The 20,296-nt window shown below is 68.6% G+C and carries 20 protein-coding genes and 1 rRNA gene; 12 read left to right on the forward strand and 9 right to left on the reverse strand.

Annotation, left to right across the window (positions count from 1 at the left end; genetic code table 11):
- Positions 1 to 84 precede the first annotated feature (84 nt).
- The 4 genes from ACFY0T_RS47300 to ACFY0T_RS47315 form a co-directional block, all read right to left on the reverse strand.
- Positions 85 to 1,290, reverse strand: a complete 1,206-nt coding sequence (locus ACFY0T_RS47300) for a cytochrome P450 (RefSeq protein ID WP_388884767.1) — start codon at positions 1,288 to 1,290, stop codon at positions 85 to 87.
- On the reverse strand, positions 1,290 to 2,300 hold the full coding sequence (locus ACFY0T_RS47305; RefSeq protein WP_388884768.1) for a DUF1259 domain-containing protein: 1,011 nt from the start codon (positions 2,298 to 2,300) through the stop codon (positions 1,290 to 1,292). The genes ACFY0T_RS47300 and ACFY0T_RS47305 overlap by 1 nt, the downstream gene beginning before the upstream one ends.
- 300 nt (positions 2,301 to 2,600) lie before the next feature.
- Positions 2,601 to 3,302 (reverse strand): phosphatase PAP2 family protein, encoded by a 702-nt coding sequence (locus ACFY0T_RS47310; RefSeq protein WP_388884769.1) that lies wholly within the window; start codon positions 3,300 to 3,302, stop codon positions 2,601 to 2,603.
- Between the two features lie 211 nt (positions 3,303 to 3,513).
- Positions 3,514 to 4,521: an NlpC/P60 family protein gene (locus tag ACFY0T_RS47315; protein ID WP_388884770.1), complete on the reverse strand. Its 1,008-nt coding sequence runs from the start codon at positions 4,519 to 4,521 to the stop codon at positions 3,514 to 3,516.
- Positions 4,522 to 4,610: 89 nt separating this feature from the next.
- Between ACFY0T_RS47315 and ACFY0T_RS47320 the strand changes: the two genes are divergently transcribed.
- Entirely contained in the window at positions 4,611 to 5,285 is a 675-nt protein-coding gene (locus ACFY0T_RS47320; RefSeq protein ID WP_388884771.1) for a hypothetical protein, read from the forward strand.
- Here ACFY0T_RS47320 and ACFY0T_RS47325 read toward each other — a convergent pair.
- The 3 genes from ACFY0T_RS47325 to ACFY0T_RS47335 all read right to left on the reverse strand — a co-directional run bounded on the left by ACFY0T_RS47325 (position 5,269) and on the right by ACFY0T_RS47335 (position 7,351).
- On the reverse strand, positions 5,269 to 6,036 hold the full coding sequence (locus ACFY0T_RS47325) for a trypsin-like serine peptidase (RefSeq protein WP_388884772.1): 768 nt from the start codon (positions 6,034 to 6,036) through the stop codon (positions 5,269 to 5,271). The genes ACFY0T_RS47320 and ACFY0T_RS47325 overlap by 17 nt on opposite strands.
- 79 nt (positions 6,037 to 6,115) lie before the next feature.
- Entirely contained in the window at positions 6,116 to 6,703 is a 588-nt protein-coding gene (locus tag ACFY0T_RS47330) for a Uma2 family endonuclease (protein WP_388884773.1), read from the reverse strand.
- Positions 6,704 to 6,910: 207 nt separating this feature from the next.
- Positions 6,911 to 7,351: an ATP-binding protein gene (locus ACFY0T_RS47335; RefSeq protein ID WP_388884774.1), complete on the reverse strand. Its 441-nt coding sequence runs from the start codon at positions 7,349 to 7,351 to the stop codon at positions 6,911 to 6,913.
- Positions 7,352 to 7,584: 233 nt separating this feature from the next.
- Between ACFY0T_RS47335 and ACFY0T_RS47340 the strand changes: the two genes are divergently transcribed.
- From ACFY0T_RS47340 to ACFY0T_RS47385, 10 genes are all read left to right on the forward strand, one after another.
- Positions 7,585 to 8,430 carry a helix-turn-helix domain-containing protein gene (locus ACFY0T_RS47340; RefSeq protein ID WP_388884775.1) on the forward strand — a complete coding sequence of 282 codons (846 nt, stop codon included), beginning with the start codon at positions 7,585 to 7,587 and terminating at the stop codon, positions 8,428 to 8,430.
- Positions 8,431 to 8,441: 11 nt separating this feature from the next.
- Positions 8,442 to 8,636: a DUF397 domain-containing protein gene (locus ACFY0T_RS47345; protein ID WP_388884776.1), complete on the forward strand. Its 195-nt coding sequence runs from the start codon at positions 8,442 to 8,444 to the stop codon at positions 8,634 to 8,636.
- On the forward strand, positions 8,629 to 8,865 hold the full coding sequence (locus ACFY0T_RS47350; RefSeq protein ID WP_388884777.1) for a DUF397 domain-containing protein: 237 nt from the start codon (positions 8,629 to 8,631) through the stop codon (positions 8,863 to 8,865). Before ACFY0T_RS47345 ends, ACFY0T_RS47350 begins: the two co-directional genes overlap by 8 nt.
- 318 nt (positions 8,866 to 9,183) lie before the next feature.
- Positions 9,184 to 10,533 (forward strand): peptidase S8, encoded by a 1,350-nt coding sequence (locus ACFY0T_RS47355; protein ID WP_388884778.1) that lies wholly within the window; start codon positions 9,184 to 9,186, stop codon positions 10,531 to 10,533.
- A gap of 536 nt (positions 10,534 to 11,069) precedes the next feature.
- A complete protein-coding gene (locus tag ACFY0T_RS47360) occupies positions 11,070 to 11,378 on the forward strand; it encodes a hypothetical protein (protein WP_028804304.1) in 309 nt (102 codons plus the stop codon).
- 176 nt (positions 11,379 to 11,554) lie between these two features.
- Positions 11,555 to 12,406, forward strand: coding sequence for a hypothetical protein (locus tag ACFY0T_RS47365; RefSeq protein WP_388884780.1), 852 nt, complete (start codon positions 11,555 to 11,557; stop codon positions 12,404 to 12,406).
- The gene (locus ACFY0T_RS47370; protein WP_388884782.1) at positions 12,396 to 13,709 is read left to right on the forward strand and encodes a hypothetical protein; all 1,314 of its coding nucleotides are present in this window, start codon (positions 12,396 to 12,398) and stop codon (positions 13,707 to 13,709) included. The genes ACFY0T_RS47365 and ACFY0T_RS47370 overlap by 11 nt, the downstream gene beginning before the upstream one ends.
- Positions 13,706 to 15,265 (forward strand): SCO6880 family protein, encoded by a 1,560-nt coding sequence (locus tag ACFY0T_RS47375; protein ID WP_388884784.1) that lies wholly within the window; start codon positions 13,706 to 13,708, stop codon positions 15,263 to 15,265. Before ACFY0T_RS47370 ends, ACFY0T_RS47375 begins: the two co-directional genes overlap by 4 nt.
- 14 nt (positions 15,266 to 15,279) lie before the next feature.
- Positions 15,280 to 16,704, forward strand: a complete 1,425-nt coding sequence (locus ACFY0T_RS47380) for an ATP-binding protein (RefSeq protein ID WP_388884786.1) — start codon at positions 15,280 to 15,282, stop codon at positions 16,702 to 16,704.
- 13 nt (positions 16,705 to 16,717) lie between these two features.
- The gene (locus ACFY0T_RS47385) at positions 16,718 to 18,352 is read left to right on the forward strand and encodes a type VI secretion protein (RefSeq protein ID WP_388884788.1); all 1,635 of its coding nucleotides are present in this window, start codon (positions 16,718 to 16,720) and stop codon (positions 18,350 to 18,352) included.
- Here the strand turns inward: ACFY0T_RS47385 and ACFY0T_RS47390 are convergent.
- Entirely contained in the window at positions 18,349 to 18,915 is a 567-nt protein-coding gene (locus ACFY0T_RS47390) for a GNAT family N-acetyltransferase (protein ID WP_388884790.1), read from the reverse strand. The two genes, ACFY0T_RS47385 and ACFY0T_RS47390, sit on opposite strands and share 4 nt — an antisense overlap.
- A gap of 123 nt (positions 18,916 to 19,038) precedes the next feature.
- Between ACFY0T_RS47390 and ACFY0T_RS47395 the strand changes: the two genes are divergently transcribed.
- On the forward strand, positions 19,039 to 19,800 hold the full coding sequence (locus ACFY0T_RS47395) for a CDP-alcohol phosphatidyltransferase family protein (RefSeq protein ID WP_388884792.1): 762 nt from the start codon (positions 19,039 to 19,041) through the stop codon (positions 19,798 to 19,800).
- Between the two features lie 406 nt (positions 19,801 to 20,206).
- On the opposite strand, the gene rrf is transcribed toward ACFY0T_RS47395, so the two are convergent.
- A 5S ribosomal RNA gene (gene rrf, locus ACFY0T_RS47400) occupies positions 20,207 to 20,296 on the reverse strand; the annotation flags it as partial.

A 20,296-nucleotide genomic window follows, 5' to 3' on the forward strand; every position in this document is an offset into this window, starting at 1 on the left:
GGACGAGCGCGAACGCGATACGGGGGGTCTGGGGGCGGAGCCCCCATCACCCTCTCCCCCACCGCCTGGTCCGCCGTCCTCCCCTCACCAAGCCACCGGCAACTCAAGAGGAAACCGTCGGATCGTCTCGGTGTCCCACCGCACCTCCTCCGGCGGCACCGCCAACCGCAGCCCGGGGAAGCGCTCCAGGAGCCGTCCGACGGCCACCTCCAGCTCTGCCATGGCCAAGGGCACCGCGATGCAGCGATGGCCGCCCCAGCCGAAGGTCATGTGGGGCACCTGGGGCCGGTCGGGGTCGATGACGTGCGGGTCCTGGAAGCGTGCCGGGTCGCGGTTGGCCGTCAGGTACGACACGTGGACGAAGTCGCCGGCCCGGATCCGTGCGCCGTCCATCTCGACGTCCTCCAACGCCACCCGGGGAATGCCGACGCCCTTACGGAAGGGGATGTACCGGAGCATCTCGTGGAGGACGTCCGTCAACGTCTCCGGACGGCGCCGAAGATGCTCCACCAACTCCGGCCGGGTCAGCAGCAGATACGCGATGTTGCTGATCTGGCAGGTCGCCGTGTCCTGCCCGCTGAGCATCAGCGTCAGGGCCATGACCGCCAGTTCCTTGTCGTCGAACTGGTCCTCGCCGTCCCGCGCGGCGGCCAGCGCGCTGATGAGGTCCGTGCCGGGGGTGCGGCGGCGCTGTTCGACCAGGTCGGCGAAGTAGGCCGTCAGTTCGCTCTTCACCCTCGCCGCCGTCTCCTTGTTGTCCCGGCCGGTGACGAGGAGCTGGCGGACGTACTCAAGCACCCGAGGCCACTCGTCCCTGGGAATCCCGAGCAGGTCCTGGATCGTTTGCTGGGGAAACGGGTCCGACAGGTGCCGTACCAAATCCGCCGGCGGCCCCTGCTCGGCCATCTCATCCAGCAGCGAGTCCGCGAGCAGCGTGATCCGCGGCCGCATGCCGTCGACCTGCTGCTGGGTGAAGGCCTGGGAGGCCAGGTGCCGTACGCGGCTGCTGTGCGGGGGGTCCATGACGTTGATGGACTCGGGGGAGACGATGGGCTCGGGAGTCAGGCGGGGGTAGTCGTGGTCCATGATCCCCGCCCGGCTGAAGCGCTGGTCCGTGGTCACCTGCTGGATCAAGTCGAAGCCGGTGACGAGCCATGCATCGGCCTCGCCGTACGGCAACCGGATACGGGTGAGGGACTCGCGCTCCATGAGTGCGGCGAGCGTGGGATCGAACTCCAGGGCCTCACTGAAGCCGAACGGGCAGGTGATCGCATCGTTTTTCGTGGTCATCAGCCGCTCACTCCGGGCATCGGTACGACATTGGTGGCGTCCACGACGGGGCGCAGGCCCTTGGCGAGCCGCACGGCGTCGCCGACCGCCCAGTAGTGGACGAAGAACAGGCGGGGTTCGTCGGCCAGGTTGTGGTGGTGCACCTCGACGAGGTCGACCCCGCCGCGCCGCAGCCCAATGAGGACGTCCTGGACCTCCTTGGCGATCATGACGAAGTCGCCGTTGATCGCGGCCAGGCCGGCGCCGAGCGGCTGGAAGTTGATCGAGGTGGTCGATCCAAGGCCCTGGGGCAGGACCAGGTGGCCTTCGGTGATGGTCTCCTTGCGGACGAAGGTGCTCTTGTAGATCCCACCGTCGACCGAGCCCTTCACCCCGATCGCGGCGTCGATGCCGGCGGTGTCCAGGTCGACGGGTTTGGCGGAAGCCGTGGCCGGCTCCGGGAGCGGGGTGCCCGTGCGGTCGAGCGCGACGCGCAGGCCGCGGGCGACGGCCACCGGGTCGGTGCCGTGGGCGTGGAGGTGGACCCACCAGATGTCGGGCCTCTGGGCGAGCAGGTGCTTGTGGATCGCGGTCTGCCCGATCCCGTGCTCGTGCAGGGCGTCGCTGAACGGCTGGAGTTCGTGCTCGGTGACCACCGCGTCGCCCATGAGGAGCGAGCTGCCATCGGCGTACCGGACGAAGGACACGTGGGTGCCCAGGGCGAGCGCGGGCTTGACCCTGATGCCTCGGGAGAACACCACGAGGTCCCGGCGGGGCAGGCCCGTGTGGTACATGTACCGCCTCATGTCGCCCGGTGCGCCGAGGGCCGCGCCCACGTCTCCCCAGTCGGCCAGTGCGGTCTTCACGGGCTTGACCATCGCGGGGCGCGGCGCGTTCGTCGCGCCGCCGGTCCGGGCGTGGGCGGGGCTGGTCACCCCGGTCAGTACGGGCGCCAGTGCGGCGGTGGCCAGCACGCGGCGTCGGGACGTGGCGAGTCGGGCTTGGGTGTCCTGCCGTAGGTCATCAACCATTTCGTATGCCTCCTGGCGCGATGGAAGCACGGGAGATCTCGCGGACCCGTGATCTCCACCGGGATGCGGGGCCAGGTGGGCTAAGGAGGCTGGGCTGTCGGGTGAGCCCGACGGGAGGTACCGGCTGGAACGTCGGGAGGTACCGGCTGGACCGTAGGGAGAACCGGCGCCTCGCGCGCACGCTGGCGCGGATTGCCGCCACTGTAGGTGGCGCTGGAGCCGCGATTACGGGAGTGATCTCCACCAGGAACAGGCTCCAGGTGTATCGATCACGAGCGTTGTTGACACGGGCCGGGCTTTCTAGGCCGCCAGATCCCGGTCCTCCGGCCGCTCCGCCCGAGCCCCCGGGATCACCGCGTCCTGCGCCGCGGGAACCACCCCGCGCGCCCGAATCAGCCACCCGCCCCGAGGCGACCGCTCCACCGCCTTCATGACAGGTGTCAGCAGCGCCATGGCAAGCGGCGACAGCAGCAGGGCAACCGCCGTACCGAGCGCGAACCCCCCGACGACATCCGTCGGGTAGTGCACACCCATATAGACCCGGCAGAAGCCTTCAAGCAGTGCGAGCCCTATCCCCGCGAGCCCGAACTTCCGGTTCGCCACGAACAGCCCGACCCCCATCGCCATGGTGAGCGTCGCGTGGTCGCTCACAAACGAGAAGTCGGTCTTGCCGGACACCAGGACGTCCAGCTCTTGGTGGTCGACGAAGGGGCGGGGTCTCTCCACAAAGCCCCGTATCGGCACGTTCACCAGCACCGCGATGCCGGCGGCGAGCGGCGCCCACACCAACGCGGCCACGGAAGACGCGGCATCCCCGCCACCCCGCCGCCGCACACTCCACCAGCACCACACCACCAGCAGAACCATGGCGAGCAGCAGCCCGTACTCGCCCACGAACTCCATGCCCCGGTCGAACCAGTGCGGCGCGTCCTTGGCCAGGCCATTGATGTCGTAGAGCAGGTCGACGTCGGGGTTCGAACCGGATTCGGCGAGTCCAGCCATGGTGCTGCGGCCCCTTCGTCGTCTCTCCTGCGGGCACACCCTTTCGTGTGCCGCTCGATCCACCCCCGTGGTCGTAGAACCGCGTCACCGACCCGCGCTGCGTGCTACATCAAAGGAACGCACAGTCCTCTGTCATACGTTCCACCCTCCACGGAATGATCACTCAGACGTTATCGAAGAGAGACACATCGCCGCAGCTCAGGGGGTGGGTTCACACAGAGGTGGGCAATGCTTTCGCGCCATCTTCGGTCACGCGGGTCGCGCCGAAGTAGTCGGGGGTGTCGACGGGGTCGAAGCGAATCACGGCCCCCGGCTTCGGAGCGTCGATCATGTACCCGCCGCCCACATAGATCCCCACGTGCCGGATGGCCCGGGAGTTGGTGAGGTCGTCGGAGAAGAAGACCAGATCGCCCGGCAGCAGTTCTTCCCTCTTCGGATGCGGCCCGGCGTTGTACTGGTCGTTGGCGACCCGCGGCAGCCCGACCCCCACACTCTCGTACGCGGCCTTCGTCAGCCCCGAGCAGTCGAAGCGCCCGCCCTGGTCAGCGGTGCCGTTCCCGCCCCACAGGTAGGGCGTGCCGAGCTTCTTCTGCGCGTACGTGATCGCCGCCGCGGCCTGCTTGGAGGGATCCACCCGGGTCACCGGCGCGGCGAAGCTCTTCGAGAGCGTCGTGATCGTCTTCACGTAGTTCTGGGTCTCCTTGTACGGCGGCACGCCCCCGTACTTGATGACCGCGTAGGCCCCCGCGTTATAGGCGGCGAGCATGTTCTCCGTCACGTTCCCCGGTGCGTCCTTCACATACGACGCGAGCTGGCAGTCGTACGAAGCGGCCGACGGAATCGCGTCATTCGGATCCCAGACGTCGCGGTCGCCGTCCCCGTCGCCGTCGACTCCGTGCGTGGCCCACGTCCCCGGGATGAATTGCGCTATCCCTTCCGCTTTCGCCGGGCTCCTGGCATTCGGGTTGAACCCGCTCTCCTGATACAGCTGGGCCGCCAGCAGCGCGGGGTTGATGGCGCTGCACAGATTTCCCCATTTCTGTACGAGCGTCTGGTACGCGGCGGGTACGGCGCCCTTGGCGAGAGCGACCGACCCCCCGCCGATCCCGTTGGCGAGGTTCCCGGCGACCATGTAGACGCCGACGACGAGCAGCATCACAAAGCTGACCCCCGCCCCGACGGCAGCGGTCGCTACGATCCAGGCCTTACGCACCGTCAACCGCCCCTCGCCGCCCAGGAGTCCGCCGACCGTCAGTGTAGAGGCGGCCCTCGCGCGGCGGGACGATCACGCACAAGGAGAAACCGCACGTGGCGACCCCGCCCCCGCACCCGAACGCGCCCCAGGGCAACCCCTTTGCCCCGCAAGGCGGTTACGCGCCAAACGGGGCGCCGACGCATGACCGGAATCCGTACGCGCAGAGCCCGGCGGCCCCGCCCCAGAGCCCGGCGTACGGCCAGAGCACCGCGTACGGTCAGGCCCCCGCGCACGGCCAGAACCCCGCGCACGGCGAGAATCCGTACGCCCCCGCAGGCGCGTATGCCCCCGCGGGCGGTTACGCCCACGCGGCCGCCCCGCCGCCCCTCACGCCCCCCTGCCGCATATGCGCCGCGCAGCCGGCGGGCGACATGACCATCCGTCAGCACACGGGGCTGCTGGTCGCGATGCGCTTCTCCAAGATGGAGGGCCCGTTCTGCCGCTCCTGCGCCACCGCGATCCACCGGGAAATGACGACGAAGACCCTGGCGGGTGGCTGGTGGAGCCCGGTGTCACTGGTCCTCTTCACCCCCCTCACCCTGCTCTGGAACCTCTACGTCCGCACGAAGATCAGGAAGCTCCCGCAGCCGACGACGCCGTCCCCGACGGGGGTGGTCATGGACCAGGGCAAGCCGATCCTCCAGCGCCCGCTGGCGTACGTGTTCCTGCTTCTGCCGTTGCTGTGGCTCGCCGCGTACATCTCCAACGAGGTCACGAGCTCGTACTGAACACCGTGACCGCCTCGCGATAGAGCGCCGCGACCTCGCCCCCGAAGACGACGCTGTACGAGACGTCGTCGGTCTCCCCGCCCTGCTGGTGCCCGCCGATGACGCCGACGACCTCCCCGTCCCCGTTCACCCAGGGACTGCCGCTCGTCCCCCCGGCGAACTCGGGGCATTCGATGCGCTGTTGCGTACGGCTGTGGACGGTGGGCTTGTTGGTGCAGGTGATGGGCGTGTCGAGGGTGTTGGGATAGCCGGTGACGGTGACGGCCGTGGACCCGGTGGCACGCCCCGTCGCGAACGCGTTCCCGCCCCCGACGACATCCTCGACCCCCTTCCCGTCCTTGTCGGCGAGCACAGCGAAGGCGACATCGGTGTCCTCGTCCTGCTCGTCCGTCCACCCCTCGGGAACGAAGGTCCCCGCGACCTCCCAGAACCCGTACGGCGCCTTGCCGTCCCGGTATCCGGGCGCGAAGCGCATGGCCCCGCCCCCGTCCACACAGTGCGCGGCGGTCACGATCAGATCCCGCCCCGCGCTGTGCACGACGGACGCGGTACAGAAATGCCCGCCGCTCCCGTGGAACAGCGCGCCCACACGGGCGGTCTCCTTGGTCGCGGCGGCCTGGACGGTCACGCCGAACGGCCCGGGACCGGCGTCCGCGGCCGCCACGGAGGAGGACGTGACGGCTGCCACCAGCACGACCGCACCGAGCAGTGCGTGCCCGCGGGGGCCGGGGGGACGGGTGGTGCGCTTCATCACCCGTCACATTGCCGCGCCCGGGTGAGAAAAACCCTGGGGGCACGCTAAGAATCCGCTGTGAACCACTGGTGCGGCGTCAGCCCCCGTACACCGGGAATCCATCCGTGGCGACCTCGAACCCGAGCGGCTCGGGCAAGGGCACGGGCTCTCCGTACTTGCCGGGCAGCACGTCCTGGTAGGCCCCGTTGTCAGGGCGGGTGTGCAGCGCCCAAGTGCCCTTACGGGGGTCGACGACGAGGAGAACGGGCACGCCCGCGACGGCGTACCAGTCGGCCTTGTCTCTGATCTCCCTGGATTTCTCCGAGCTGGAAATCACCTCCAGCGCGAATGCCGCATCCTCAGGATCGGCCAGCCAGCCGTCGTCCTCCTCCCACTGCATGGGCAGAACGATCAGATCCGGCGTCACGTAGTCGTCCGGGTCTTCCGGCAACGCGATCGAGGACACTTCGTACGCTCGCAGTCCTTCCGGAAGCGCCTCGCAGAGCTGCTGACGCACCCTCACCACCACACCCGCGTGCTTACCACGCGGAGTCGGGGACATCACGAGCTTTCCTCCCACGATCTGCACCCGCAGACCCGTCGCTTTCTCGATCTTCTCGGCGACCTCACGCAGATTCCCCGGACGGGGGCGCGGATACATCCAGGAGCCCGGCGATACGGACATGGCTCGCTGCCTCCGTCCTTCCAGCTCTGCGGCTGCGCGAGCGGGGTCGTTGGGAGGTCCGACACCCCGCTCAGCGGTGAATCCACCGTACTGTGCGCTCTCCGCCCCCGCCTCGGCTTCACGGCCCGTACGTGTGCACGCAGCCCCCCTGAGACGCTGTTCAACCTCTGTCATGCCACCCCTCCATCACACTCCGGTCACACGACATCACCGTAAGCCACCCCACTGACATTCCGCCCAGAGCAGCTTCCCGCCCTTCGACGCCCCCAGCTCCCGCAGCACGGACACGCCCCACGCGTTCGCGCAGGCCCGCACGAGATGCAGCCCGCGACCGCGTTCGGCATCTTCCGGCGGTACGCCGACGGGGGCACCCTCCCTGAAACCGGGCGGGACTCTCGGGTCGGTGTCCCACACCCCGACCATGAGCCGATCCGGGTCGGAGGAGCGGATACGGAGGGCGTACGGACCTTGCGTGTGCAGGTGGGCGTTGGTGAGCAGCTCGGACGCCAACAGCTCGGCGGTGGGGGTGAGTTCGTCGAGGCCGTGCGCGGCCAGGACGGTACGGAGGGTGGCCCGGGCGATGCCCGGGGCGCGGGGATCGTGCGGGAGTTGGAGGGTGTAGGACCAGGGCGGGGATACGGTTGCCATGAGAAGTCTCCGATCACGGAGGGGAGTTGATTGGTGTCGAGTCGTTACGGTGTGTTGTGCGGTGTTGCGTTGCCCAGTGACCGCGGCCGCTCCGTCGAGCGGGGTGCTTCTGGGCGGGGCGCCTGAGGAGAAGCTAGCGTGAAGTTGTAAGTTGTTAGACCTAGATGGTCGAAGTTCTTCATCTTTCACGCGTGTGGGTGAGACGGCGGTGCCGAAGGAGACAGACGTTGGCCATGAGAAACAACCCCACCGGGCGTCAACTACGGCTGGGGGCCGAACTGCGCAAGCTGCGTGAGCGTGCAGGCCTGACGTCCACGCAGGCCGCACAGCTCCTCGGCATCAAGCAGAACCAGGTCAGCAACATGGAGGCCGGCCGCCACGGGGTGAGCCCCGATCGTCTGCGCACCATCGCCTGCCACTACGACTGCTCGGACAAGCCCCTTGTCGAAGCGCTCGCCGCCATGACCCCCGATCGCAAGCGAGGCTGGTGGGAGGAGTACCGCGAGATTCTGCCGACCGGGATGCTGGACCTCGCCGAGCTCGAACATCACGCTACGCGGCTGCGAACTGCCGTGACCGTTCACATCCCAGGCCTTTTCCAGACCACGGACTACGCTCGCGAGATCTTCCGCCAGGCCGTACCGGAGCTACCGGCCCCGGACGTGGAGCACCGGGTGTCATTCCGGGTCAGACGGCAGGCCATCCTCTTCCGAGATCCGCCGACCCCGCACCAGGTCATCGTCCACGAAGCCGCCCTGCGCATGAAGTTCGGTGGCCCTCGCGTGACCCGCGATCAGCTCAAGTACCTGCTCGACATGAACGAGCGAGAGCATGTCGCGATCCAGGTCATCCCATTCGACGCCAGCGTCTTCCCCGGCTCGGGTCAGTCGATCTACTACGCCGAGGGTTCCGTACCGCAGCTCGACACTGTGAACCTCGACCAGTCGCATGGTCCTGTGTTCCTCGACGCCGAGGCCCAGCTGAACAAATACCGCGTACTGCTCGACCGTATGGAGGCAGCGGCCCTCACCCCCGAGGAGTCGCAGAACTTCATCCACAACATCACCAAGGACCTGTGAAGGAGCCCGGGATGCCTACGCTCACCTGGCAGAAGTCGTCGTACTGCCCGGAAGGCAACTCCTGCGTAAACGTCGCCATAGACACCGCCGGAACGATCCATCTCATGGAAAGCAGCGACCCGCGCCGATCCATACTCGGGGCCACCCCCAAGGCCTTCGCCGCCCTCATCCACGTACTGAAGGAGAACGAGGCACACCGTGGCTGAAGTCCCCCCGAACCTCACCTGGGAACGCGCCGCCCCACCTGACGCCACAGGCCCCGGCCCCTGGATCGAGCTCGCCTTCGGTGACAACGACCTGGTCTACATCCGCGAGACCAGCGACCCCGAGAACGTCGTCACGACCACCCAGAAGAAGTGGGACGCGTTCGTACTGGGCGTACAGGCGGGAGAGTTCGACCACTTTGTAGAGGGCCTGGAGGACGAGGCCCCCTGAACGTCCCGCTAGGAGTGACCGTCGGGACCGCCCACTTCTTGGCCGGCGACACCTCGCCAAACAGAGCGCCTGGCACCCCCTCCCCCATGAGCCAAGTCAAGCCCCCGTCAGCTTCCGGCCATCGAGGGACCAATGAGCGGTAAGTCGATCACCTCGGTTCGGTAAGGCGGAGGTCAGGATTCCTGATCTCTCTTGTTGTCACGTACTCAACAACGCAATCGTTCTACGCGGGTCACACGACCCCGCCGCCGGGGACACCGCACCGACGGCGCGCAGCACCCGCACTGCCTCTGTCAACCACTCTCAGGAGGCTGTACGTTGCGTACCGCACCCCCCACATCACCCGAAACCGCCACCAACAGACCATCCCTGAGGACCAGTTGGCGGCGAATAGGGGCCTCGGCGTTCGCCACCGCCACCCTCGTGTTCGCCGGTCTCGGCACCGCCGTCCACGCGAGTGCCGCGCCCGCCACCACCGCGAAGGCCGCCAAGTCGACGTCGGCCAAGGTCACTTGGGCCCGCTCCTGTGCCACGCCCAAGAAGAAGGGGCAGATGGCCTGCAACGCGCTCCGCGTGACGGGCGGCATCACCGCCTTCCAGAAGGCCAACGCCCACGCGGACGCCGTCACCCCCAAGGCCGCCGACGCCAGCAGCCCCTCCGGCTACGGCCCGAGCGACCTGCAGAGCGCCTACGGCCTGGCCGACGCCGCCGCCTCCAACGGCTCCGGCGAGACCATCGCGATCGTCGACGCGTACGACGACCCGAACGCCGAGTCCGACCTCGCCACCTACCGCTCGTACTACGGCCTCTCGGACTGCACCACCGACAACGGCTGCTTCACCAAGGTCAGCCAGACCGGCTCGACGACCTCCCTCCCCACCGCCGACAGCGGCTGGGCCGGTGAGATCTCGCTCGACCTCGACATGGCCAGCGCCATCTGCCCGAACTGCAACATCACGCTGGTCGAGGCCAAATCCTCCTCCATGGCGAACCTCGGCAAGGCCGTCAACGAGGCCGTCAAGCTCGGCGCCCAGTACGTCTCCAACAGCTACGGCGGCTCCGAGTCCTCCTCCGACTCGACGTACGACACCTCGTACTTCAAGCACCCCGGCGTCGCCATCACCGTCTCCGCCGGCGACGAGGGCTACGGCGCCGAGTACCCGGCGGCCTCCCAGTACGTGACCTCCGTCGGCGGCACCGCCCTGTCCACCAGCTCCAACAGCCGTGGCTGGACCGAGAAGGTGTGGAACACCAGCAGCACCGAGGGCACCGGCTCCGGCTGCTCCTCGTACGACGTGAAGCCCTCCTGGCAGACCGACACGGGCTGCTCGAAGCGCATGATCGCGGACGTCTCGGCGGTCGCGGACCCGGCGACCGGCGTCTCGGTCTACGACACGTACGGCGACGGCACCGGCTGGGCCACCTACGGCGGCACCAGCGCCTCGGCACCCATCATCGCGGGCGTCTACGCCCTCGCCGGCACCCCGGGCTCCAGCGACTACCCGGCGAAGTACCCGTACGCGGCCGCCGGCACCTCGGCCCTCAACGACGTGACCAGCGGCAGCAACGGCTCCTGCACCACGAGCTACTTCTGCACCGCGAAGTCGGGCTACGACGGCCCGACCGGCTGGGGCACCCCGGAGGGGATCGACGCCTTCACCGGCTGACATCGGCCTCCGGGCGCACAGCGGATGTCGCTGGTCAGTGGAGTGTCAGTGGGGATCCACCGGCGGCGTCCGAAACGGGCCGCGGCAACCAGCCGCGGCCCGTTTCCATGCCGCGCAGTGCCGGGGTTAGCCTTCTGATCCGTGGTCAGCGTCCACATCCCGCAGACGCGGCGACCCGGAGAACATCGGCTCGACGGCCCGTCAGAAACGGGACGCTGGCACGGCGTACATACGAGGCGGGCGGGGCGTGCGCTTCGTAGAAGGGGTTAACGACGGAACCACACGACAGGTTCCGCATCGGCTTCATTGCCCGGCGTGACCGGCCGTGATACACAGAGTGACCGTGCGACTCTTTGTTCGCCGCCCCACACCTCCGTGAGGGTCCCGCACGGGCCGGTGGCAAGGTATTCGTACGAAACCCGCCAATCAATGACGTCAAGTCGACATACGACAGCGTCATTGTCGGCGAGAATGGGCCCGACCTCTGCGCGCAGTGGCAGGGGGTGCAGAACTACCCACTAGGGGCGGTGACTTACATGCTTTTCGCAGCCGATAAGGGCGACATCACCACGATCATCGGCGGGATCGCTCCGGACTGGGGTCCCTTCGGCAGCCTGGGCAACGAGGCGAAGGTGATGATCGAGGTCGTGATGGCGGTCGCCATCCTGCTCTGCCTCGGCATCGCGATCTGGGGCGCGGCCAAGCAACGCATCGGCGCGACCGCCCTCCGCGACACCTTCAGCGCCGAACAGGGCAAGGGCCTCATCATCGCGGGCCTCACCGGAGTCTTCATCATCGGATCCCTCGGCACGCTCTTCACCATCGTGTACGGCATGGCCGTCTAGGCCCGGCCGGGCGCGCACCCGGATCCTGTCCCCCCTCCGACCCACCCGTCCGTCGTGCCCACCGGCTGAGGTTGCGTTTCCCTGATGTCGAGTCACCACACCGCGCCCGCGCGGGAACCAGCACGGCTACCGTCGTACTACTTGGTTCAGCGAGAGGTTGAGGGGGCGTACGCGACATGAGTCTCGGTGACGAACCCGGCTACGGCGACGCCTCGCGCGGCGAGGACGGGGGGTACGGCGGCTCCGGCCAGACCCGCACCCGCCTCCCCGACCGCCCGGGCGACGTCTACGGCGGCGCCCGCCGCGGCCGTTCCTCCTCCCGGAGCCTGGTCACGGTCGTCGGCGTCGTCGTCCTCCTCATCGCCGCGATCGCCTTCGCGAACCGTGGCGGCGACGATCCCTCTTCGGGCAACGGGGACAGCGACAAGGCGAAGACCTCACCTACGGCGGCCTCGGGCTCACGACCGGTGGAGTCGAAGACGGCGGGGATTCCGTCAGGCTTCGGGCACAGTGAGCAGGGGGCGCAGAGCGCGGCGACCAACTATGGGGTCGCGCTGGGCTCGACCGGCATGTTCAGCACCGAGCAGCGTCACGCGATCGTCAACGCCGTGTACGCGCCCGACGTCGCCGCCGCGCGGCAGCCGGACCTGGACAAGGCGTACTCCAGCGAGAAGTTCCTGACCAACATCGGGCTGAACAAGGACGGCTCGGCGCCCGCCGGCCAGACCTTCATCTCGCGGATCATCCCCGTGGGCACCAAGGTCGCGGCCTCCACCGCTGACAGCGCCACGGTCGAGCTCTGGTACACGTCGCTCTTCGGCCTATCCGGTGACGGGTCCACGAACCCCGTCTCCGAGAGCTGGTACACGACCACGTACCAGATGAAGTGGATCAACGGGGACTGGAAGGTCACCGACTTCACGCAGAAGGACGGGCCGGTGCCCGTCGGCCGAGACCAGACGGCCTCCACCGCCGACGACATGACCAAGGCTGTCGAGGAGTACGGAGGGTTCACGTATGCCCGCTAACCATCGCGTACTCAAGCTGACCGCCGCCGTGGCCACGGTGCAGTCGGCTGCCGTCCTGCTCGCAACCAAGGCCGTCGCGGCCCCCAGCCCCTCCCCGAGCAGCGACCCGTGCTCACTCGTCCGTGGTCCCGCCAGGAAGTACTGCGAAAGCGGCACCAACAGCAACAAGGGAAGCGGAGGAGGATCCCTCGACCCCACCTCCACCCTCGACCCCCTCTCCTCCCTGGCCAAGGGCTGCGCCGACGCCGCCTCCTGGACCATCGACAAGCTGAGCGCGGCCGTGAAGGACACGGCGAACGTCGACTTCACGAACCCCAAGTTCCTGCAGCAGTACGCGGTCGTCTTCGCGGCGTCGACCATCCTGACCCTCCTGCTCTGGCTGCTGGCGGTGGCGAAGAGGGCGGTGCGGGGTGTCCCGCTCACCACCGCGCTGTCGGAGGCGATCGGGTTCCTGTGGCTGACGGTGCTGGCGTCGGCGTTCACCCCGCTGATCCTGTACACCGTCGTCTCGGCGACGGACGGCGTCACCGAGGTCCTCGCCAAGACCACCGGCAATCAGACCGACACGTTCTTCGGGACGTTCTCCGGCGCGCTGAGCAAGGGCGAGGACATCGGCGGCGGCCCGATCATGCTGATCGTCGTGTCGCTGGTGTCGATCCTGGCGGCGGGCATCCTGTGGCTGGAGCTCGTCATCCGCGCCGCCCTGCTCTACGTCGGCGCCCTCCTCGGCACCGTCGTCTACGCGGGCCTCGTCGACAAGAACCTGTGGGGCCACGTCCGCCGCTGGGCGGGCATCATGATCGCGGTGATCCTGGTCAAGCCGGTGATCGTGATCGTGCTGGGCCTGGCGGGCGCGCTGTCGACCGACAACGGCCCGGACGCATTCTCCGCCGTCGTCTCCGGCCTCGCGATCATCCTGCTCGCCATCTTCGCGAGCGCGATGATCTACCGCTTCGTCCCGGGCTTCGGCGATGAGATCGCGGGCTCCCGCAACAACCGCATCATGCAGGGCGCCGAGAGCAAGGCCGCGGCCGTGATCAGCTCCCCGGCGACCCTGGTCGCGCAGGGCATCAAGACCCACAGCTCCCGCGCCGACAACAACGGCGGCGGAGGCGGAGGCAACCAGCCCCGCCCCGCCAACCCCGCGTCCGGCGGTGTGGCCGCGCACAGCACCCGTACGTCGAACGGAGGCGGCGGATCCGTCCCCTCCGCGCCCCCACCGCGGACGAGCCCGGCCAACACCCCGCACGCGAGCAGCACCCGCAACAGCAGTACCAACCGCACGGGAGGTGAAGGGCGTTGACGACCGAGTCCCATGTGTCCCATCCGGTCACGCCCCGCCGTACATATCTGATCGGCCGCGCCCGGCCGAACGCGATCGTCGGCCGGAACCGCGAATCCGGTGAGATCGCGCTGATCATCGCCGGCGCGTTCCTCGGCATGATGTGCGGCCTGCTCGTCCCCGTCCTGTCCCTGCGGATCGTGCTGCTGATGGGCTTCCCGCTGCTGGCGCTGGCGGCGGTGTACGTCCCGTACAAGCGCCGTACGTTCTACAAGTGGTTCGAGATCAACCGCAGTTACAAGCGGACCCTGCGCCAGGGGACCACGTACCGGTCGAACGTCATGGAGGCCGGTACGCGCCTCGACGGCCGTGAGGTCGAGATCGGTCCGCCCCCCGGTATCGGCCGGATCTCCTGGCTCGCGGCGCCCTTCGGCCCCGACGAGATCGCCGTACTCCTGCACGCGGACCGCCGCACGGTGACGGCCGCGATCGAGATCGAGGGCCCCGGCGTCGGCCTGCGCGACAGCGAGGACCAGGAGGCCCTCGTCGACCGCTTCGGCACGCTCCTCAAGCACGTCGCGAACGGCGACGGCTTCGTGACCCGCCTGCAGATGCTCGCGCGCACCCTCCCCGCCGACCCGGACGCCCACGCCAAGGACGTCGCCGTACGAGGGGACGAGCGAGCCCCCGGCTGGCTGCAGCAGTCGTACGACCAGCTGCAGTCCATGGTGTCCACGAGCAGCGAGCAGCACCGGGCGTATCTCGTCGCGTGCATGCACTACTCGCGCGAACTGGCCGCCGAGGCACAGGCGATGGCGCGCGCGGCCCGCCCGCAGAGCGGCCGCAAGCTGGACCGCGACGCCGGCCTCGCCGTCGTCATGGCACGCGAGCTCACGGACATCTGCTCCCGTCTCCAGGAAGCCGACATCCGCGTACGACAGCCGCTGGGCCAGGGCCGACTGGCCTCCCTCGTGCACTCGATGTACGACCCCGACCACCCCATCGACCACATCCAGGCGATGACCAAGCGCAACGCCTGGCCCGCCGAGCTCGACGCCATGGAGCCCACCTACCTCCAGGCGAAGACCCGCGAGTCCTCCACCCGCGCGCCGTGGTGCCACGCCACGGCCTGGGTCAAGGAGTGGCCGATGACCCCGGTGGGCGTCAACTTCCTGGCGCCCCTCCTGGTCCACACCCCGGACGTCATCCGCACGGTCGCCGTCACGATGGACCTCGAACCCACCGAGGTCGCCATCGAGCGCATGCTCACCGAGAAGACGAACGACGAGGCCGAGGCCAGCCGCGCCGCCAAGATGAACCGGACCGTGGACCCGCGTGACATCGCCTCCCACAACCGCCTCGACCAGCGCGGCGAGGACCTCGCGAGCGGCGCGGCAGGTGTGAACCTCGTCGGCTACATCACCGTCTCCGCCCGCTCCCCCGAAGCCCTGGCGCGCGACAAGCGCACCATCCGCGCCTCGGCCGGCAAGTCGTATCTGAAGCTGGAGTGGTGCGACCGCGAGCACCACCGGGCCTTCGTCAACACACTGCCGTTCGCCACCGGAATCCGCAGGTAGGGGCTGATGCACTGATGCGGGATCCGCTGTCCGTCCTCACGGATGCCTTCACGTCCTTCCTCTTCGGCAAGGTCGAGACGACCCGCCTCCCCGTGCGCACGTCCACGGGCCAGGCCCAGGCGGTCTACCTGCCGACCGCCGCGCCCGGCCTCGGCGACTCGGGCGTCATCATCGGACGCGAGGTGTACTCCGGAAAGGGGTACATCTACGACCCCTTCCAGCTGTACGGGCAGCAGCTCCCGGCCCCGCACTGGCTGGTCCTCGGCGAGTCCGGCAACGGCAAGTCGGCGCTGGAAAAGACGTACGTGCTACGTCAGTTGAGGTTCCGCGACCGCCAGGTCGTCGTCCTCGACGCCCAGGGCGAGGACGGCGTCGGCGAATGGAACCTCATCGCGGAGGAGCTGGGAATAACTCCCATCCGCCTGGACCCGACAGCGGCCCTGGACATGGGAATCCGGCTCAACCCGCTCGACCCGGCGATCACCACGACGGGTCAACTGGCGCTGCTCCGGACCATCATCGAGGTCGCGATGGGCCACGGCCTCGACGAGCGCTCCGGCTTCGCGCTCAAGGTCGCCCACGCGTACGTGAACGAGACGATCGTCGAGCGCCAGCCGGTGCTGACCGACATCGTGGAGCAACTACGCCACCCCGAACCGGAGTCGGCCGAGGCGATGAACGTCGCCCTGGACGACGTACGGGCCTGGGGCCTGGACGTGGCCCTGGTCCTGGACCGCCTGGTCGACGGCGACCTGAGGGGCATGTTCGACGGTCCCACGACGGTGGGGATTGATTTGGACGCCCCCCTGATCGTCTTCGACCTGTCCCACATCGACCGCAACTCGATCGCCATGCCGATCCTGATGGCGATCGTGGGTGTGTGGCTGGAGCACACATGGATCCGCCCCGACCGGAAGAAGCGCATCTTCCTGGTCGAGGAGGCGTGGCACATCATCAACAGCCCCTTCGTGGCCCAACTCTTCCAGCGCCTGCTGAAGTTCGGCCGACGCCTCGGCCTGTCGTTCGTGGCGGTGGTCCACCACTTGTCGGACGTCGTGGACGGAGCGGCGGCGAAGGAGGCCGCGGCGATCCTGAAGATGGCGTCGACGAGGACGATCTACGCCCAGAAGGCGGACGAGGCGCGTTCGACGGGACGGGTGCTGGGCCTGCCGAGGTGGGCGGTGGAGATCATCCCGACGTTGACCCCCGGCATCGCGGTGTGGGACGTCAACGGCAACGTCCAGGTGGTCAAACACCTGATCACGGAGACCGAACGCCCGCTGGTCTTCACCGACCGCGCGATGACCGAGTCCTCCGCCGACCACCTCTCCGACGACGCCCTGCGCGCCGCGGAGCTGGAGGCCGAGGAACGGGCGGCGGCCTTCATGGAACAACACCTCAGCGATCTCGACGACTCCTCCGAGTCCACGGTGGCGTGAGAGGTGGCCTGAGATGAGACAGGACGATCAGAGAGCCCCCCGGCGCGAGGGGGAAGGCGGTATCCCCGACGGCCTGTTGATCGGGGTACTGGCCTTCCTCCTCGGTATGACCCTCATGGTGTGGACGGCCACGGGACTCGCGGCCTGGTTCGCCCGCGGCACCTGGCCGGACGCGGTCACCTTCGCCCGCACGCCGTTGGCCATGCGGCATTTGATCGGACAGCCGCACGACATCACGGGAGCCTGGCCGGACGCCCCCGCCACCCAACTCTCCGGCTACGGCCTCTTCTGGGGCCTGTTCATCGGGCAGCTGATGGTCCTGCTGGTCCTGACGGTGTTCGTGATGGGGACAGTGGCGCGGTGGCGGGCGGGGAGGGCGAGACGCAAGGCGCAGGCCGACAGGGCGGTGGAGGTGCCGAGGCAGGGGAGAGAGCCGCAGACGCCGTCGGCACCCCAGCCGACGACGGCCCCTTCGAGGGCTCCCTTGGCAGTTGACGATGAACGGGCGGGCGGATGGGAAAACATCCGCGCCGAAGCCGCGGCGTCGGAGCCCACAACGGCGCAGCAGCCGATGCCGACGGCTCCTTTGGCAGCTGACGGTGAACGGACGGGCGGGCGGGAACACATCCGCGCCGAAGGCGCGGTTCTGCCGACAGTGGCGGCGCAGCCGCAGGGAACCGCAGGTGCGGTCCTGCCGACAGTGGCGGCGCAGCCGCTGGAAACCGCGGGCGCGGTCCTCCTGGCCCCCGCCGAGTCCCGCCACACCACAGCAACCCAAGCTGTACGGGACGCGGAGGGCCCAGCCCTGGTAGTCACCTCAAACCCAAGAACCTGGTCGGAGACCAAGGACGCCCGAGCCAAGCTCGGCCCCGTCCTCCTCTACGACCCCTCCCACCTGTGCGACACCCCGGCCCGCCTCCACTGGTCCCCGGCCTCCGGCTGCGAGGACAAGCCCACAGCAGCAGCAAGAGCGGCCGCGATCCTCGCCCCGCTACGCCCCACCGCCAAGGTGGACCAGCCGATGGCAGACGTAGCGGAAACGCTCCTGCGCAGCTATCTGCACGCCGCCGCCGTGGAGGGCAAACCCTTCCGCCACGTCCACCGCTGGGCCCAGGGCACCCAGGTGCAGGACGCCGTACGAGCCCTCCGTACGAACCCCAAGGCCGCGTCCGGCGCCGCCGGCGAACTCGAGGCTGCCCTCACCTCGCACCCCGAACGCCGCGATATCGCCCAGGAGTTGACGGCCCGCGCCCTCTCCTCCCTCTTCACGGTCAACATCCGCGAAGCCTGCACTCCGAACCGAAATGACAGCCTCGCCTTGGATTCCTTCGTCAACGAAGGGGGCACGCTTTATGTGGTCGGTGAACCCATCGAGGACCCCAAGGCGAACCCCGGCGCGATGCCGCTCCTGACGGCCCTCGCCTCAAGCGTGGTCGAGCGCGGCCGGCGCATGGCCGAACGGTCATCCTCCGGTCGCCTCGACCCACCACTCACGCTCGTCCTGGACGACGTCGCGGCCGTGGCCCCGCTCCCCCAGCTCCCGGACCTCCTGACCACCGGAGCGGCCCGGGGCCTGCCAACCCTGGCCCTGCTCCGCTCCCGCGAACAGGCAAGGTCCCGCTGGCCCCAGTACGAACTCCCGCTCTAAGCCCGCTGTGTGCTCGCCCGAGTGATCACGAACTCCAGCTCCCGCTCCCCCGGGGCCCCCGGCACCTCCGCGGTCCCGCCGGTCGGCACGAACCCCGCCTTGCGGTAGAACGCCTCGGCGCGACCGTTCTTCTCGTGCACGAACAGCCGTACGCGATCGAGCCCGATCCCCCAGGACCACTCGAGGGCGGCGTCGAAGAGCGCCCCGGTCACCCCGGCCCCGCTCCCCCGGTGCTCGGGCCGTACGAAGACCCCCACCAGATGCCCCTGGTTCCGCTCGACCACGCTCCCGAAGGGGTCCTGCGACCCGGCCTTCTCGACCAGCACGGTCACGGAGCCGATCCACGCCCCGCCCTCACCCACGGCGACGAACTGCTGCCGCTCGGTAGTCCCCTCGGCCGCTCCTGCCGCCCGCTCCTGCCAGAACGCGTCGGCCTTGGCGGCGGCATCCTCGTACGTCTCCAGGAACGCGAGATGCGCGACCGGATCCCGCAAGGCCGCGAGCCGCAGCTCCTTCACCTTGGCCCACTCGTCGGAACGTATGGAACGGATCGCGTGTTTCATGCGGGCCACCGTAATACGCGCGTACGACATCCCCCACCGGATATCCACCCTGCCGACGCCCTGCGTCCGGGCCCCCGTCATGCTCTTCCCTGTACGCACATTGATCCCAGGGGAGAAAGCCGCATGACCAAGGTCCAACTTGAGGAACTCCGCGAGGTCATCCACCCTGCGGGCAAACTGCAGAGCAGGGCGGAACACTGGGCCGGCCGCCTCTACATGCGTGCGCTCTCCCTGCGGGTGACCCGCCTGATGCTGGGCACGCGCGTCTCGCCGAACCAGATCACGACGGTGATGGTCTTCGCGGGCGTCCTCTCCGGAGTGGCCCTGATCGTCCCCGGCCTGGGCGGCGCCGTACTCTCCGTCCTCTTCATGCAGCTGTATCTGCTGCTGGACTGCGTGGACGGCGAAGTGGCCCGCTGGCGCAAGCAGTTCAGCCCGCTCGGCGTCTACCTGGACCGCCTCGGCGCCTACCTCGCGGATGCCGCCGTCATGGTCGGCATGGGCATCCGCGCCTCCGAACTCGGCCTGGACCCCTACCTGGTGGCCGGCCTGGCCGCGGCCATCGGCGTCCTGCTCCTGAAGTCGTCCTCCGACCTGGTCCACGTGGCCCGCTCCGACAGCGGTATGGAGAAGGCCACCGACCAGTCCGTCGTCCCGCGCTCCAGCGGCCTGGCCCGGGTCCGCCGCCTCACCTCGGCCGTCGGCCTCCACCGCCTGGTCAACGGCATCGAGTGCACCATCCTGCTGCTGGTGACCGCGATCGTCGACGTGGCGCTCGGCGACCTGACGGCGACGAAGATCGCGACGGTGGGCGTGACGGCGATCGTCTGGCTGCTCGTCCCCGCCCACATCGTCTCGATCGTCGCGTCGTCACGCCTGAAGTAGCCACTGGTGCGGTAGCTACTGGTGCAGTAGCTACCGGTGCAATAGCCACTCGCTGAGAGGCCCCCTCCCCGCACGGGGGAGGGGGCCGCCACCCGTCACTCAGTCGTCGTCATCCAGTTCCTCCGCCTGATCATTCGGCACGGAGGTTGAGCGTGGCGGCCCCATTGCCCTGGCTCAGCGAGCCGAACTCCTGGTCGTACGTCCGGTTCTCCTTGACCACGTAAATGACGTGCTTGATCGGCGACTTCTCCCCGACCCGCCGTGGTACGACCGCCCCGCTCGCCCGCGGACTGTCCTTTGTCGGGCGACAACACCCCTTGTTGACGTGGGCATGACTGCACAGTGAACGCGAAGAAGCCCCAATTCCTGGTGCATACCCAGGAATTGGGGCTTCTTCTCAAAATTAGTTCGGCGGCGTCCTACTCTCCCACAGGGTCCCCCCTGCAGTACCATCGGCGCTGTGAGGCTTAGCTTCCGGGTTCGGAATGTAACCGGG

It is taken from the genome of Streptomyces sp. NPDC001530, assembly GCF_042894545.1.
GTDB lineage: Bacteria > Actinomycetota > Actinomycetes > Streptomycetales > Streptomycetaceae > Streptomyces.

Bases quoted from the DNA above. Each gene is read 5' to 3' on its own strand.
- ACFY0T_RS47300 (WP_388884767.1), bottom strand. From the start codon at position 1,290: ATGACCACGAAAAACGATGCGATCACCTGCCCGTTCGGCTTCAGTGAG.
- ACFY0T_RS47305 (WP_388884768.1), bottom strand. From the start codon at position 2,300: ATGGTTGATGACCTACGGCAGGACACCCAAGCCCGACTCGCCACGTCC.
- ACFY0T_RS47310 (WP_388884769.1), bottom strand. From the start codon at position 3,302: ATGGCTGGACTCGCCGAATCCGGTTCGAACCCCGACGTCGACCTGCTC.
- ACFY0T_RS47325 (WP_388884772.1), bottom strand. From the start codon at position 6,036: ATGAAGCGCACCACCCGTCCCCCCGGCCCCCGCGGGCACGCACTGCTC.
- ACFY0T_RS47330 (WP_388884773.1), bottom strand. From the start codon at position 6,703: ATGTCCGTATCGCCGGGCTCCTGGATGTATCCGCGCCCCCGTCCGGGG.
- ACFY0T_RS47335 (WP_388884774.1), bottom strand. From the start codon at position 7,351: ATGGCAACCGTATCCCCGCCCTGGTCCTACACCCTCCAACTCCCGCAC.
- ACFY0T_RS47340 (WP_388884775.1), top strand. From the start codon at position 7,585: ATGAGAAACAACCCCACCGGGCGTCAACTACGGCTGGGGGCCGAACTG.
- ACFY0T_RS47345 (WP_388884776.1), top strand. From the start codon at position 8,442: ATGCCTACGCTCACCTGGCAGAAGTCGTCGTACTGCCCGGAAGGCAAC.
- ACFY0T_RS47360 (WP_028804304.1), top strand. From the start codon at position 11,070: ATGCTTTTCGCAGCCGATAAGGGCGACATCACCACGATCATCGGCGGG.
- ACFY0T_RS47365 (WP_388884780.1), top strand. From the start codon at position 11,555: ATGAGTCTCGGTGACGAACCCGGCTACGGCGACGCCTCGCGCGGCGAG.
- ACFY0T_RS47370 (WP_388884782.1), top strand. From the start codon at position 12,396: ATGCCCGCTAACCATCGCGTACTCAAGCTGACCGCCGCCGTGGCCACG.
- ACFY0T_RS47380 (WP_388884786.1), top strand. From the start codon at position 15,280: ATGCGGGATCCGCTGTCCGTCCTCACGGATGCCTTCACGTCCTTCCTC.
- ACFY0T_RS47385 (WP_388884788.1), top strand. From the start codon at position 16,718: ATGAGACAGGACGATCAGAGAGCCCCCCGGCGCGAGGGGGAAGGCGGT.
- ACFY0T_RS47390 (WP_388884790.1), bottom strand. From the start codon at position 18,915: ATGAAACACGCGATCCGTTCCATACGTTCCGACGAGTGGGCCAAGGTG.
- ACFY0T_RS47395 (WP_388884792.1), top strand. From the start codon at position 19,039: ATGACCAAGGTCCAACTTGAGGAACTCCGCGAGGTCATCCACCCTGCG.